Origin of the sequence: Adlercreutzia muris, assembly GCF_041223505.1 — a bacterium.
In the GTDB taxonomy this organism is placed as follows: Bacteria; Actinomycetota; Coriobacteriia; order Coriobacteriales; family Eggerthellaceae; genus Adlercreutzia; species Adlercreutzia muris.
Window position 1 is genome coordinate 19152 of the sequence record NZ_JBCLQK010000009.1, and the last position, 13543, is coordinate 32694.

Below are 13543 nucleotides of genomic sequence, written 5' to 3' on the forward strand. Positions count from 1 at the left end.
ATCGGGACGCGACCGTTCCGCCGGACCTTCTCGTGAGGGGTAACAATGAGCTCCCAAACCGCATCTCACCCGGCGAAGGCACCGGCGAAGGGCGCAGCGAAGGCCAGCAGTGGAGCCTATATCAGCCTCATGGCACTGGTCATGATGAACGTGACCATCATCGGCAGCGTTGCCAATGACGTCCAGCAGGCTTATTACGGGCTGTCCTCCGTCACGCTCTTTATCATCGGCGCTCTCGTCTTCTTCCTGCCCACCGGCCTGGTGGCCGCAGAGCTGGCCTCCGGCTGGGGCCAGCGCGGCGGCATCTTCCGCTGGGTCGGCGAGGCCTTAGGCCCCGGTCTGGCATTCACCTGCCTGTTGATCCTCTGGTTCCAGACCTCCATCAACTTCGGCATGGGCGTTGCATCCGCATCGGCCACCATCGGCTTCTACACACCCGATTGGGACTGGGCCGTGCAGTTCATGAACCATCCGGAGAACCAGTTCTTCATCATTCTGGCATGGCTGGCCTACTATTGGGGCCTGACCTTCCTGGCCACCAAGGGCGTGAAGGCCTTCGCCCGCCTGACCAAGTACGGCGTCATCATCGGCACGTTCATCCCGCTGGCCTTCATCGTCATCTTCACGGTGGTGTGGCTGGCCCAGGGCAACGTGTCCAATGTGACCCCCACGCCCGAAGCGTTCAATCCCTTCGGCGACGGTTTCAGCCTCACCAACCTGGCCCTGGCCGCCGGCGTGTTCTTCAGCTTCGCGGGCATTGACATGAACGCCGCCCACATCAAGCAGCTGAAGAAGCCCCAGAAGGAATTCCCCCTGTCCATCTTCATCGCCATGATCCTGACGCTGATCATCTTCATCGCCGGCACGGTGTGCATTGCCATCGTTACGCCGAAGTCCGACATGAACCTGGTCTACGGCCTGTTCCAGACCTACAAGATTCTCGGTGCCACCTTCAACTGCCCGTGGATTTACGTGGCCTTCGTGTGGGTCGGCCTCGGTGCCTCCATGGCGTCGCTCGTCACCAACATGGCCGGTCCCTCGTTCATGCTCGGCCAGGCTGGCCGCTCCGGCTTCCTGCCGAAGGTGCTGCAGAACTCCAACAAGCACGGCATGCCGAGCCGGCTGATGTACCTGCAGATGACGTTCATGACCCTCATTGCGTTTCTGTGCTTCCTCATCCCGAACATCGAGGGCTTCGTCGTGCTCATCACCCAGGCCATTACCATCCTCTACATGCTGTACTACGTGCTCATGTTCGTCTCGTTCTTGAAGCTGCGCCGCGATCAGCCGAACCGCCCGCGTCTGTTCAAGGTGCCCGGCGGCAACGTGGGCGCGTGGCTCGTGGCTGGCCTTGGCCTTCTGGCCTGCTTGTTCGGCATCGTGCTGGCCATCATCCCGCCGGCCCAGGTGGCCGAGGAGGTGGGCAGCCCGGTGACCTATGTGGTGGTTATCGTGGCCATCATCGTTGTCACCTTTGCCATCTGCTTCGGCGTGTACCAGGCCTCCAAGCGCCATAACTGGGTGGACGAGAACAACGTGTTCGCCCCGTTCACCTGGCAGCTCGAGGGCTTGAAGAAGCCCCAGAAGGTGCTGTCCAATGTGCCGTCCGAGCTGATGAGCGAGGGCCAGAACCCCATGGGCATGCCCATTAAGAAGCTGTGGAACCCCAACGAGCAGATCGTGCTGCCCGACGAGTACGTGCACGGCAAGCACCATCCGTCCTCTCCGGCCATTGAGGCCGGCGACGATCCTGCGGCCATGAACCATCCGGTGAAGACCAGCGGCACGTCCATTGGCGCACTGGGCGCCATCCCCATGAGCCAGCCGACGGTGATTTCGAAGAAGGCCGGTATTGGCACGGCTGCCACCGTGGGGCTGAAGAAGGCCCCCGCGGTGCCGACGCCGGTAGAGGGAACCGAGCCGGTGCGGCTGGATGCCGCGGTGCCCGCCGCCCCTGCCGATGAGGTGGCCGCCCAGTCGGTGCCCCGCGACCCGGTGGCCGACGCCAAGCGGGCCACCGAGGCCGAGCAGGCTGCCCGTGCGGCGGCGAAGGCCTCCCAGGAGAAGGCCCATGCCTACGAGGTGGAGGCCGAGGCCTTAGAGCAGCAGGTGGAGGCCGATAGCGACCTGGCATCTGCCCGCCGCGAGGTGAAGGAGGCCAAGGCGGCCGCCGACCAGGCCCGACGCGAGGTGGGCCATCCCACAGCCGGTGCCGAGGGCGTGGCGAGTGCGGCTGCGACGGGTGCCGAGGGCGCTGACGCTGCGACCGGCGCTGCTGGCGCGGCCCCGAAGGCGTCCGACCATAAGTAGCCAGCAACGAAACGGGCCGCGCCTCGGGCGCGGGGCGCGGCCCGCCCAGGATAGAGGTGTTCTCCATGAGCAACAACGCAAAGACGATTGCGGGCGCCCCGCCGAAGGCCTCCGCATCGGTCGCGGCCGCCGTAGGCGGCGCGGCATCGGTCGGGGCGGCGGATCCGGGCAAGGCCGCCCGTCTCTCGATGCCTGAGAACAACGGCGAGAAGGTGGCGAAGCCGACGGTGGCCACGAAGCAGAACGCCGGCGACGACTTCAAGGCGACCCTCACCGTGAAGGATATGGTGGTGTGGGGCCTGATCACCATGGTGCCCATTTCCCCCATGGCCGTCTACGGCGGCGTATTCGCCGATTCCGGCGGCATGCCCACCCTGGCCTTCCTTATCGGGTTCGTGGCCGTGCTGTTCTCGGTGTTCTCCTTCGGCATCATGATCCAGCATTTTCCCTCTTCGGGCTCTATATTCACTTATGTGAGCCATGTGTTCGGCAAGCTTCCCGGCTTCATCGCCGGCTGGCTCATGCTTCTGCAGTACCTGGTCAGCCCGGCTATGGTGTACCTCATCGCCGCCATCGCCATCCATTCCATGTTGCCGGACGTGCCAATTCTGGCCCTGTGCTTCGGCTTCCTTATCATCGTGGCCATCGTGTCGCTCATCGGCATGAAGACGGCTATGGTGGTGAACAAAGTGGCCCTCGTGGCTCAGCTGGTGATTCTGGCGCTGTTCGTCGTGTGCGGCGTGATGTTCGTGGTGCAGCATCCTGAGAGCGCGAACTTCTCGCCGACCAACCTGTTCAACCCCGCGAAGTTCGAGTTCGGCGGCACCATGTCAGCGGTGTCGTTGGCCGTCATGTCCTATGTGGGCTTCGGCGCCATCGCCACCTTGACCCAAGAGGCGAAGGACCCCCAGCACGGGCCGTCGCGCGCCATGATGGTGATGGCCATCGTGCTGTGCGTGCTGTATGCGCTGCAGTGCTTCATCGCCACCTGCATCGACCCGTCGGGCGCCGCTTTCGCCGGCAACACCGATAATGCCTTCTACCTGGTGGCCAAAATGGCCGCTGGCCCCTGGCTCATGGTGGTGTGCGCCGTGGGCGTGGCCTTGGCTCAGGGCGTGTTCACCGCTATCGCGCAGCAGAACTCCATCGCCTTCGTTATGTTCACCATGGCCAACGGCGGCTGCCTGCCGAAGTTCATGGCCAAGATGGACAAGCGCACGAATTCCCCGCTGAACGCCGTCGTTTTCATCATCGTCTTGTCGGTGGTGCTGACCCTGGTCTTCCATTTCAGCAACATTGACATGAACACCGTGGTGAAGATCTCGAACTTCGGTGCGCTGTCCACCTATGTGATGCTGAACGTGTCGGTCATCGTGTTCTGCTGGTTCCAGCTGAAGGAGCGCACGGGGGCCAAGGCCGTGGCCATGCACCTGGTCTTCCCGGTGCTCGGCGCGCTCGTGTGCTTCGGCATTCTGATGTCCGTGGGCGCCGTGGCCCTCGTCGTCGGCGTAGCGTTCATCCTCATTGGCATCGTGTACTACCTGGTGCTGACGAAGGTGCTCCATCGCCAGATCAACCTCGGGTAGGAAGCGGGGCGCGTCTCCCCATTGAAGATGGCGGTCGCACAGGTTGGCGCAACGGCAACTTGGTGCGGCCGCCTTTTTGCGCGCAGAAAAGTTGCCATATTCCCTTCCCTCATGTTGCAAGCGAAGACCTCGCCTTCGGGGAACTCCCTCTTCGCTGGGCTCAAACGTCTTCCGAGGTCGTAGGGGCAACCCTAGCTGACGGCGCAACTGTGGGGATGACGATAGGGGTCTTGCCGGCAGCCACGCGACGGCGGCAATATCATGATAGCGGCAGCGCTGCGTTAAAGTACCGCGGCCAGGGCCTCTTCCAGGGCTGTCAGATCATCGGCGGTGGTGGACCAGCTGGTGACGAGGCGGATGGCGGTGTGAGTCTCATCGACCCGTTCCCAGAAGCTGAAGTGGATGCGCTCGGCCAGAGCCTCCATCTGGGTGTTCTCCAGCACGATGAACTGCTGGTTGGTGAGGCTTTCGCGGAAGAAGGTGCAACCGGCCTCGCTCAGGATGCGGCGCAGCTCGGTGGCCGCATCGATGGCGGTGCGTCCTACCTCGCCGTAGAGACCGTCGGCAAATAGCGTGTCGAACTGCACGCCGAGCAGGCGACCCTTGGCCAAGAGCGCCCCGTGCTGTTTCGCGTGGGTGAGGAAGTGGGCGGGCATGGCGCCGCGCGGGAACACCACGGCCTCGCCGCAGAGTGCCCCGCACTTGGTGCCGCCGATGTAGAAGGCGTCGCAGAGGCGCGCGATGTCAGCCAGGGCGACGTCGGTATTGCGGGCGGCCAGGCCGTAGGCGAGGCGCGCACCGTCCAAGTACAGCGGAATCTCGTAACGGTGGCACAGGGCCGAGAGCTCTTCCAGCTCGGTCAGCGAGTACAGGGAGCCCAGCTCGGAGGGGTGCGCAATGAACACCATGCCGGGGAACACCATGTGGTCGTGGCTTGCGTCGCCGTAGAAGGTATCCAGGTAGGCGGCCACGTCGGCGGCGCGCAGCTTGCCGTCGCACTCGGGCAGGGCGATTACCTTGTGTCCCGTCGCCTCGATGGCGCCCGCCTCGTGCACCGCGATGTGCCCGGTGTCGGCTGCGATCACGCCTTCGTAGCCGGCGAGCAGCGACGAGATCACCACGGCGTTGGCCTGCGTGCCTCCCACCAGGAAGAACACGTCAGCCGCAGGGTCGTCGCAAGCCGCGCGAATGCGCTCTGCAGCGCCCGCGCAGAACCGGTCCGTCCCATATCCCGAAACTGGTTCGAAGTTCGTTGCCGCCAGCGCCTCCAAAATCCGCGGATGCGCACCGGTGGAATAGTCGTTCTCAAAAGAAATCATGGATGCTCCTCAGTGTCGCGGTCTCCCCATTATTCCACAATGGTGAAGGCGACGAGCTGTCGCGCAGGCTTCGCGTTGGTCGAGCCTCTTTCCTTCTTCAGCAAATTCGGGGAACGTCCTCTTGACGAAGTTGTGCGACTCTTATACTATGCAACACATAGTATCATGCGAAAGGAGGTATGATGGACGCTCAAATGAAGCGTGGGTTTCTGGAAGCCTGCGTGCTCGCGGTGCTGAGCCGCGGGGAATCCTATGGCTACCAGATCATCAAAGACGTGCCGCCGTCGCTGGGTCTCACGGAATCGACGCTGTATCCGCTGCTCAAGCGGCTGGAAGGCGCGAGCTGCATTGCCGTGCGCTCGGCCGAGCACAACGGGCGGCTGCGCAAGTACTACCGCATCACGAGGGAGGGCCGCGCCCGCGTGGGGGCCTTCATCGAGGAATGGAACGAGGTCGAGGCCATCTACCGCTTCGTGCGCGAGGCCTTGGATGCAGAGGCGGGGTCGGAACGGCCGCAGCCAAAGGAAGGAGCCGCATCATGAACAAGCAGGAATACCTTGCCCGGCTACGGGCGGCCCTCGCCTGCCTGCCCGAGGGCGAGATCGAGGAGTCGGTGGGCTTCTATGCCGAGATGATCGACGATCGGGTGGCCGACGGCATGACCGAGGAAGAAGCGGTGGCCCAGCTGGACGATCCGAAGGCCGCCGCACGGGCCATCATCGCCGATTTGCCTGTGGTGCCGCGGACCGTGGTGCGCACTAAGCAGAGGAACCGTGCGCTGTACTGGACGCTCGTCATTCTGGGCTTCCCCTTGTGGTTCCCGCTGCTGGCGGCAGCTGCGTTGGTGGCGTTTACGGGCGTGCTGGTCATCTGGCTGCTCGTCGCAGGGCTGTGGATGCTGGCGGCAGGACTTCTCTTCGGAGGCCCGCTCGGTATCGTCGTATGCCTGTGGGGCTTGGCGAACGGGCAGATTCCCTATGGCGTCGTCGAGCTAGGGTCGGGGCTCGTGTGCTTCGGCCTGGGGCTGTTCTGCCTGCATGGGGCGCTGGCGGCCAGCAGGGCGCTTGCACAGGTCTCGCGTCAGTGGATTGCGAAGATGAAAGCGCCGTTCGTGAAGGAGAAGGTTCAGCGTGCGGCGGCGGTGCCGGGCGTGTTGGCCGAAGTGGCGAAGGAGGCCGTCGATGAAGCTTAGCGAGAAACACCCCTGGCTAACGTGGAAGAACATCCATTTGACTGCTGTGGCCTGTGTCGTGGCCGGCGTGGCCCTCATCATGCTCGGCGGTGCCCTGGCGGCGGTGAGCGCCAGCGGCTGGCACGACCTGGTCATGCAATTCGCAGGCCCTCCGCTGGGCTTCGGCGATGCGATGGGGGCCGCTCCCGTTGCGCCCGAGCCGCCGACGCTGCCCGCGCCACTCTAGGAAACGGCCGGTCGCCCGATGAGGCGGCCGGCCGTTTTTGCGAAGAGGCGAGACCGTAGTCGTCCGCGATGCTGTGCGGTGCCCATGGGTGCGCTGGAGCGTGAAGGTGCCAGTGGGCCGTTACTCTCCCTCGACCCGGTCGGTGACGAGGTTGATGAGCTCCTGTTTGGAATGGATGCCCAGCTTGCGGTAGATGGTCTTCGCGTACCACTGCACGGTGCCGAGCGCCAGGTAGAGCACCTCTGAGATGTGCTTCTGACTGTTGCCATGGGCGATGAGCGCCATGATCTCGGCTTCGCGCTCGGAAAGCCCCGCCTCGCGGGCCACGTCGGTGCAGGCCTCGTCGAAGCTGGGATGCGCATGAGGTGCGGACTTCGCGCCGGCGCTGCTTTCGGCTCCGGCTGCCGGGGCTCCTTGGATGGCCACGGCAGCTGCCGGGGCCGCCGTTGCGCCACGAGTACCCGCTTCCGCAATCGTCGACGGTGCCACCGCGCTGCCCGTGTTCGCGCCCTCCTCCTCGTCCGATTGCGCCAGGGCGCGCAGCTCGGCGGCTGTCAGGCGGTGGTTCGCGAAGGCGAGCACCGAGACGAGCACCACCATGGACATGAGGATGACTGCGGGCGCCACATCGCCCTCGGTCAGGCCGAGGTCGCTTATCACCTGGGGGAATACAAGACGCTGGAGGGCAATGGGCAGCACCTTGAACACGACCATGCCGAGGCTGACCACCATGACGGGGGAGACGCGGTCGTTCTTCACGAAGCGGAACATGATGAGGTAGGCGAGTACCTCGAAGCAGTTCAGCGCGCCGTGGGTGATACCGAGCCCCAGATAAGAGGTTGGCCCCTGCAGCCCGATGGTCATCATGGCGCCGAGCAGGAACAAGCCCGCGGCGGGAATCCACGTGTTGCGGTAGCCCTGCTCGAGGCTGGCGCCGCGGCGGGCCGACACCAGGCAGTAGGCCATGACGCCGGCGATGCAGGCGCAGCGCACGAGCAGCTCGCCGAAGGGCACTTCCTTATCCAGGTTGAAGTAGAGCCCCGTGACCACCCGGCCGCCGATGAGCAGCACCGCGAGCAGTCCCAGCAGCGCGAAGGGGGCATGGCGCAGGGCCGCCGCCTCGTGGCTGTAGGCAGGGGCAGGCACTGCGGTCGGCTTCAGGAAAAACCAGCACAGGCCGGAAAGGGCGGCCGAGGTGGCGCACAGGGCCATGCGGCCCTCGGCGGGCAGGAAGTTTCCCATGGTAAGGGCCGCATATCCGATGGCCGAGCCGAACAGCAGCACCATGGTCTGGCGCGTATCGATGCGGGCGAGAGTCATGATCCAGCAGAGCATGAGGGCCACGTAGCTTGCGGCCAGCACGAAGGTGACAACGAGCGCAAAGGGCAGCGAGTAATGGCCGATGGCGAGAGCTCCCGTCAGAAGCCCGTAGCCGGCAAGCCCCGACAGCACGAGGGCCAGCATGACGCCGCGATGGCGCTCGACGAGTCGTTCGAGGGGCCGACGCGCCACGGCGGCTACGAGGAAGAGCGCGAGGCAGAACCCCAGCAGCGTCTCGTTGGCATGGGAGTAGGCGCGGGCTTCGGGGAAGAACCCCGGGATCATCCCCGGCGGGAAGAACACCCAGCTGAAGACAAGCCCCACCATGGCCAGGACGAACTGGCCCCCTCGCAGCGTGCGCACGATCTCATCCCCTTGATGCGTTTGATGCCCGGCGTCCCCGGAGCATCGCGAATGTAGCTAGGGGCATTCTACCCGAAAGGGCGGGAGGGGGAAACGGGATACGCGCCGGCTCGAGGCGGCAACCTGAGCGGTGTGCGAAAGCAGTCAGAGGCGAAAAGGAGGCATATGATCAGGTGATTCCTTGCCTTCCCCAGCTTTTATGGGGTCATTGGAGGGGAGGGGGCGGCCGATTTCCCCATGAAACATGAGGTGATTTCCGAACGCCCGCGAGCCACAATCGGGGCGTCCCGGAAAACAAGAGGAAAAGAGCAAGCTGGGGCGCCCGGCGCGAGAGGCGCTGGGGAAGACGAGGAAGGAAGGGAAGCAGTATGAAGGCACGGAAGATGATGGTCGCCGTGGCGACGCTGGCGCTGATGGGTGCCATGGCGTGCGTGGCTGCCGCGTGCAGCCCGAGCACCGAGCCGCTGAGCCAGAGCGGCGGCGACTGGGAGGCCGCTATGGCCGAGCATCCGGACGACCCCTATGTGGCCAGCTACGAGGCGGAGGATCCCTCCACGCTCATCACCATGCACAAGAAGCTGGGCAATACCTGCGAGAGCTGCCATGACGATGACGTCATGAAGGAGGTAGGCAACTTCGCCGAGCTGGTGGGTCCCTCCGAGAACACCATAGCCACGCGCGAGTTCTGCCTGAACGACGGCTGCCATAGCTGGGAGAAGATCGTGGACACCACGGTGCTCGACGGCGACAAGACCATCTACAACCCCGAGGGCACGTACAACGTGCACGACAACCACCGTGGCGACGTTGACTGCGGCCAGTGCCACTCCATGCACGGCCAGCCGACGCTGAACTGTGTGGAATGCCACTACATGGACCTGCCCGAGGGCTGGGACGGCTTCGAGTAGGAACCCACGGAAGGAAGGGAACTATCATGACGCAAGAACTCTCTCGCCGCAGCTTCCTGCTCGGCTCCACCACCCTGGGCGCCGCCGCTTTGGCCGCAAGCGCCCTGGGGCTCGCCCCCGAGGCCGCCCACGCCGACGAGGCGGATGAGGCCGCCCCAGCCGGCGATGTAACCGCCACCTACGACTGCGACTTCGTGGTGTGCGGCAGCGGCACCACCGGCCTGTGCGCGGCTACCCGTGCCGCCGAGCTGGGCGCCAAGGTCATTCTCGTGGATGTGAACACGGAAAACGGCATCGGCGGCAACTCCCGCTATGTGGAGAACATCGGCAATGTGGCCATGGGCACCGACAACGCGCTGGAGAACGTGGGCGCGGCCGATCACTACTACGACGGTTTGGCCTCCTACCATCGTTACGCGAGCAACACCATCGTCACGCGGCGCTACGCCGACGACGGTGAGAAGGTGCGCGCCTGGACCACCGACTTTCAGGGCATCACCTACAACGAGAAGGGTAAGTACGACCACGGCGAGGACGGCACCTCCGGCGGTCTGAACGCCATCTATACTATGTACCAGCTGGCCCAGGACCTCGGCGTGCAGTTCCTCTTCGACGCCCGCGCCTATCAGCTGCTCACCAACGAGGCGGGTGCGGTGACCGGCGTGCTGTGCAAGAGCCGCACCGGTGAGATCACCCAGGTGAACGCCAAGGCCGTGGACTTGTGCACCGGTGGCTTCGCGGCCAACAAGGAAATGTTCGAGCACTACACCAACGTGTCCTACGACTGCGTTATCCCCCGCGGCTCCATGGGTACCCAGCGCGGTGACGGCCTGAACATGGGCCTCGAGCTGGGCGCGCTGCTGCACCATCCCGAGGCGATCAACTACTGCAGCTGGATCCTCCCCGGCCACTACAACAAGGGGGCGCTCACCGTGTGCGGCGTGAACCAGGCCGACGAGATCTTCCTGAACCAGGACGGCCGCCGCTTCTGCGACGAGAGCGTCATCAAGGACTGGACGCTGTCCGGCAACATCGGCTCCCAGCAGCAGCACGTCTTCGCCGTGATCGACCAGGCCTTCGTCGACAAGATCATGGCCGAGGGCGTCGTCACCCGCCGCGCCAACTATTTCGAGCCCGGCGAGCCGGTGCCCCACTTCCAAGAGGAGATAGACGCGGCCATCGTCCGCGACAACCCGCGCGTGTTCAAGGCCGACACCATCGAGGAATTGGCCGAGATGCTGGGCATGGAGCCCGCTGCCTTGAAGGCCGAGGTGGACAAGTACAACGGCTACTGCGACGGCGGCTACGACCGCGACTTCCTGAAGGCGCCGGAGTTCCTGCGCAAGATGGACACGCCTCCCTTCTACGGCTTCCGCTGCCTGCTGGCCTTCTACAACACCGTGGGCGGCCTGAAGGTGGACGAGCACGCCCGCGTCATCCGCAACGATTTCAAGCCGATTCCCGGCCTGTACGCCGGCGGCTCCGATGCCGGCGCCCTGTTCGGCCCCTACTACGACGTGTCCTGCGCGCCCGGTTCCACCCAGCTGTGGGCCCGCGTGTCGGGCTACTGGGCGGCCGACCACGCCGTGAACGAGTACTTCCCCACGCTGTAGCCCAGCGATTCCTGCGCCGTCTTCGGGCGGCGCAGTCGCATACCTTTGGCCGTCGACCCTTCCCCCTCCCCTCATCGACGGCGCTCACGAGTCCCGCCGGCGCTTCCCCATAAGCCGGCGGGACTCGTGCGTTCGGGGTACGACGGCACCCTCCCTTTCGAGCCCGGCAGCTTCGGCGGCCGGGCTTTTCTGCGCCAGGGGCCCCTCGTGCCGTTCTGGCGAACGCTGTGCCCGGACTGGATGGGAGCTTGCGAGGGGCGTGCCACGGGGGCGTCCCTCGCAACTCTACCGTCCCAGCGCGGCTTCCCAGGCGGCTTCCTTGAAGCCGGGGATGATGGTGACGTCGGTGACGAGGAGGGGGCGCTTCACGAGCATGCCGTTGGTGGCGAGTAGGGCGTATTGCTCCTCCTCGGACAGATCGGCCAGCTTCTTCGACAGCTCCATCTCGCGGTAGAGCATGCCGCTCGTGTTGAAGAAGCGCTTGAGCGGCAGTCCGCTGCGCTCGTGCCAGTGCCGCAGCTCGTCGGCGGTGGGGTTGTCGGTCACGATGTCGCGGTCGGTGTAAGTCACGCCCTGCGCATCCAGCCACTTCTTCGCCTTCTGGCAGGTAGAGCATTTGGGATATTCTAGGAACAGAACGGTATCGGCCATGGGGTTCTCCTTCTTTCAACTTCTAAGAAGAGCAAGAATTATAGTCCTTGGGCGGCTCATTCTGCGAGAGATGGTCGTCAATTTTGCTGTACGTACGAATCGCTTTATAAGCGCAGAAGATGCCTCGTAGAAGATTTGCAAAAGTGCCAGAATCATCAAAATAAAGATTTGCAAAAGTGTAATTCCGCTGGTGCAGGTAAAATGGCAGGCGATGATGATATGTCCAAACGCAAGGCCTTTAAGACCCTGGAACGCTGGCGAGGGCAGAAAAGTAAGACGGCCGCTACTCTTACGCGTTCTCTGGCTCGACGCTGGGAATTGAGCTGGGGCATGTGCGCTCGTACCCTGTCGGCTTCGTCACCGAAGTCACCATGTTTCCGATGGACTTCGAGGAGTTTTGCTGGACGGTAGGCGTGAACGATGACGCCCTTGCAACGGTGAGGGAATGCTGCGCCGCCCGCGCCGCTGTGCCGGACTTTCTGCACGCGCGGCTTCTCGCGCATTTTCGGGGCTACATGGTAGTAGAGGGAATGTGGGCGGCAGTCCAAACGTTCATCGACTCCCGAGGCGTTGGGACTAGAAGGCGAGGCGGTTCTTGGAGACGATGAGGGGCCTTTCAAGATCGTGCTGCCATCCGTGTAGGGCTTATCGAGGGGCTTTTGAGGCGGTTTGCAGGTGCGGTCAACAGAGGGCCACGGGCGTCAGGTTTTGCTTGAGGCAGCCGCAGAATGGAGGTTTCGGTGTGCCACCGGTTTGAGATGGTGAGTGGGGAAGAGGCCGATGCGGTGGTGGATTGGCTGTACGCGGTGCGCCGGGCCGTGGCGTTCGGGGCGGGCGTGGCGTCGGTGCCTCCGCTGTCGTTCGGGCGCCCCGCCGACATTCCACTTGAGGCTATCGACTGCTATCCCGGTGCGGAGAGCCCGGTTGTCATCGCGGAAGGCGACGAGCTTAGGCGCGCCGATCTGGCCTGGGGCGTGGAAGTGCCCTGGAAGCGGGGGCTCGTCTTCAATGCGCGCATCGAGTCGGCGCTGGGCGGATCGGGCCTGTGGCATAAGGCCATGGAGCGGGCCCGCTGCATCGTGCCGGTGCACGCCTTCTACGAGACGCGGAACGTGGACGCGCCTTCCGGCCGGCGCCCCCAGTACCGGTTTTCCGCCCGCGGAAGCGAGGCGCTGCTGCTGGCCGGCCTGCGCCTGGGCGACCGCTTCGTGCTGGTGACCTGCGAGCCCGATGCCGTGGTGGGCGCCGTGCACACGCGCATGCCGCTGTCGCTCACGGCCCCGGAGGCACTCGCGTGGCTGAACGCCGCCGCCGACGCCCGTGTCCTGCTCGACCGCCACGCGCCCGTTCCCCTTACCTCCGAAGAGGAGCCCGTGCCCGCACAGCGCCCGAAGCGTTCCGCCGACCCCGACCAGCTGTCGCTGTTCTAGGATGCCTCGGGCCGGGGGCTCATGAGGTGCTCCACGCTGTGGAGCGTCATGGACCCCAGCAGCTGGGCGGCCTCTTCCACGGGCACCACCTTCCCCGCGCGCACCCATTCGCGATAGCACTCCAGGGCCATGTTGCGGATGAGGGCGCAGACCAGCTCCTCCTGGTCGGGCGTGATGCCCTCGCGCCAGAACAGCTCGTCGGCGAAAGCGCGGTAGCGGTTCATCTGGGTGGCGTAGATGCGCTCGCCGAAGTCGTAGAAGCTCGGCGAGCAGACGAGCCGCTCGATCATGGGCGGCTGGGCGGCCAGGTAGCGGAAGAACCGCCGGGCGTGGCCGTCCATATCCCACGGATCGTCGGGGGTCTTCTCGTAGTAGGCGAAGAATTCGTCCATGATGCCGTTCATGATCTCGTCGTAGAAGGCCTCGATGGTCTCGTAGTGCAGGTAGAAGGTCTTGCGGTTGATGCCGGCTCGATCGGTGAGGGCCTTCACGGTGATCTTGTCGAGGGTCGTCTCGGCGATCAGCTCCTCGAAGGCCCCGCGCAGGGCGTTGCGCGTGCGCACGACGCGCAGATCGCTTTTCCTGTCGATCATCGTCCCCTCCTCGCGGCCCTGCTTCTTGTCGT

12 protein-coding genes are annotated in these 13543 nt (G+C 64.6%); 8 read left to right on the top strand and 4 right to left on the bottom strand.

Annotation, left to right across the window (positions count from 1 at the left end; translation table 11 throughout):
• Positions 1–45 precede the first annotated feature (45 nt).
• Positions 46–2310 carry an APC family permease gene (locus AAK988_RS08845; protein ID WP_369873583.1) on the top strand — a complete coding sequence of 755 codons (2265 nt, stop codon included), beginning with the start codon at positions 46–48 and terminating at the stop codon, positions 2308–2310.
• A gap of 65 nt (positions 2311–2375) precedes the next feature.
• Positions 2376–3896, top strand: a complete 1521-nt coding sequence (locus AAK988_RS08850; protein WP_369873584.1) for an APC family permease — start codon at positions 2376–2378, stop codon at positions 3894–3896.
• A gap of 281 nt (positions 3897–4177) precedes the next feature.
• On the opposite strand, the gene AAK988_RS08855 is transcribed toward AAK988_RS08850, so the two are convergent.
• The gene (locus AAK988_RS08855) at positions 4178–5215 is read right to left on the bottom strand and encodes a threonine aldolase family protein (RefSeq protein ID WP_369880628.1); all 1038 of its coding nucleotides are present in this window, start codon (positions 5213–5215) and stop codon (positions 4178–4180) included.
• Between the two features lie 182 nt (positions 5216–5397).
• Between AAK988_RS08855 and AAK988_RS08860 the strand changes: the two genes are divergently transcribed.
• From AAK988_RS08860 to AAK988_RS08870, 3 genes are read left to right on the top strand one after another with little or no spacing between them, the layout of a single operon-like run.
• Positions 5398–5757 (top strand): PadR family transcriptional regulator, encoded by a 360-nt coding sequence (locus tag AAK988_RS08860; RefSeq protein ID WP_201757664.1) that lies wholly within the window; start codon positions 5398–5400, stop codon positions 5755–5757.
• The gene (locus AAK988_RS08865) at positions 5754–6407 is read left to right on the top strand and encodes a DUF1700 domain-containing protein (RefSeq protein WP_369880629.1); all 654 of its coding nucleotides are present in this window, start codon (positions 5754–5756) and stop codon (positions 6405–6407) included. Before AAK988_RS08860 ends, AAK988_RS08865 begins: the two co-directional genes overlap by 4 nt.
• Positions 6397–6633: a hypothetical protein gene (locus tag AAK988_RS08870; RefSeq protein WP_151429885.1), complete on the top strand. Its 237-nt coding sequence runs from the start codon at positions 6397–6399 to the stop codon at positions 6631–6633. Before AAK988_RS08865 ends, AAK988_RS08870 begins: the two co-directional genes overlap by 11 nt.
• Before the next feature lie 120 nt (positions 6634–6753).
• Here the strand turns inward: AAK988_RS08870 and AAK988_RS08875 are convergent, their stop codons facing one another.
• Positions 6754–8316, bottom strand: a complete 1563-nt coding sequence (locus tag AAK988_RS08875) for a helix-turn-helix transcriptional regulator (protein WP_369880630.1) — start codon at positions 8314–8316, stop codon at positions 6754–6756.
• A gap of 368 nt (positions 8317–8684) precedes the next feature.
• Here AAK988_RS08875 and AAK988_RS08880 point away from each other — a divergent pair, with 368 nt between their 5' ends.
• Both AAK988_RS08880 and AAK988_RS08885 read left to right on the top strand, forming a co-directional pair.
• Entirely contained in the window at positions 8685–9224 is a 540-nt protein-coding gene (locus AAK988_RS08880) for a cytochrome c3 family protein (protein WP_369880631.1), read from the top strand.
• A gap of 26 nt (positions 9225–9250) precedes the next feature.
• Entirely contained in the window at positions 9251–10837 is a 1587-nt protein-coding gene (locus AAK988_RS08885; protein ID WP_369880632.1) for an FAD-dependent oxidoreductase, read from the top strand.
• A 285-nt stretch (positions 10838–11122) separates the two neighbouring features.
• On the opposite strand, the gene AAK988_RS08890 is transcribed toward AAK988_RS08885, so the two are convergent.
• Positions 11123–11488 (bottom strand): arsenate reductase family protein, encoded by a 366-nt coding sequence (locus tag AAK988_RS08890; protein WP_369873589.1) that lies wholly within the window; start codon positions 11486–11488, stop codon positions 11123–11125.
• A 740-nt stretch (positions 11489–12228) separates the two neighbouring features.
• On the opposite strand from AAK988_RS08890, the gene AAK988_RS08895 reads away from it, so the two are divergent.
• Entirely contained in the window at positions 12229–12918 is a 690-nt protein-coding gene (locus AAK988_RS08895) for an SOS response-associated peptidase family protein (protein WP_369880633.1), read from the top strand.
• Here AAK988_RS08895 and AAK988_RS08900 read toward each other — a convergent pair.
• A complete protein-coding gene (locus AAK988_RS08900) occupies positions 12915–13511 on the bottom strand; it encodes a TetR/AcrR family transcriptional regulator (protein WP_369880634.1) in 597 nt (198 codons plus the stop codon). The genes AAK988_RS08895 and AAK988_RS08900 overlap by 4 nt on opposite strands.
• Between the last annotated feature and the right edge of the window lie 32 nt (positions 13512–13543).

Bases quoted from the DNA above. Each gene is read 5' to 3' on its own strand.
- AAK988_RS08845 (WP_369873583.1), top strand. From the start codon at position 46: ATGAGCTCCCAAACCGCATCTCACCCGGCGAAGGCACCGGCGAAGGGC.
- AAK988_RS08850 (WP_369873584.1), top strand. From the start codon at position 2,376: ATGAGCAACAACGCAAAGACGATTGCGGGCGCCCCGCCGAAGGCCTCC.
- AAK988_RS08855 (WP_369880628.1), bottom strand. From the start codon at position 5,215: ATGATTTCTTTTGAGAACGACTATTCCACCGGTGCGCATCCGCGGATT.
- AAK988_RS08860 (WP_201757664.1), top strand. From the start codon at position 5,398: ATGGACGCTCAAATGAAGCGTGGGTTTCTGGAAGCCTGCGTGCTCGCG.
- AAK988_RS08865 (WP_369880629.1), top strand. From the start codon at position 5,754: ATGAACAAGCAGGAATACCTTGCCCGGCTACGGGCGGCCCTCGCCTGC.
- AAK988_RS08870 (WP_151429885.1), top strand. From the start codon at position 6,397: ATGAAGCTTAGCGAGAAACACCCCTGGCTAACGTGGAAGAACATCCAT.
- AAK988_RS08880 (WP_369880631.1), top strand. From the start codon at position 8,685: ATGAAGGCACGGAAGATGATGGTCGCCGTGGCGACGCTGGCGCTGATG.
- AAK988_RS08885 (WP_369880632.1), top strand. From the start codon at position 9,251: ATGACGCAAGAACTCTCTCGCCGCAGCTTCCTGCTCGGCTCCACCACC.
- AAK988_RS08890 (WP_369873589.1), bottom strand. From the start codon at position 11,488: ATGGCCGATACCGTTCTGTTCCTAGAATATCCCAAATGCTCTACCTGC.
- AAK988_RS08900 (WP_369880634.1), bottom strand. From the start codon at position 13,511: ATGATCGACAGGAAAAGCGATCTGCGCGTCGTGCGCACGCGCAACGCC.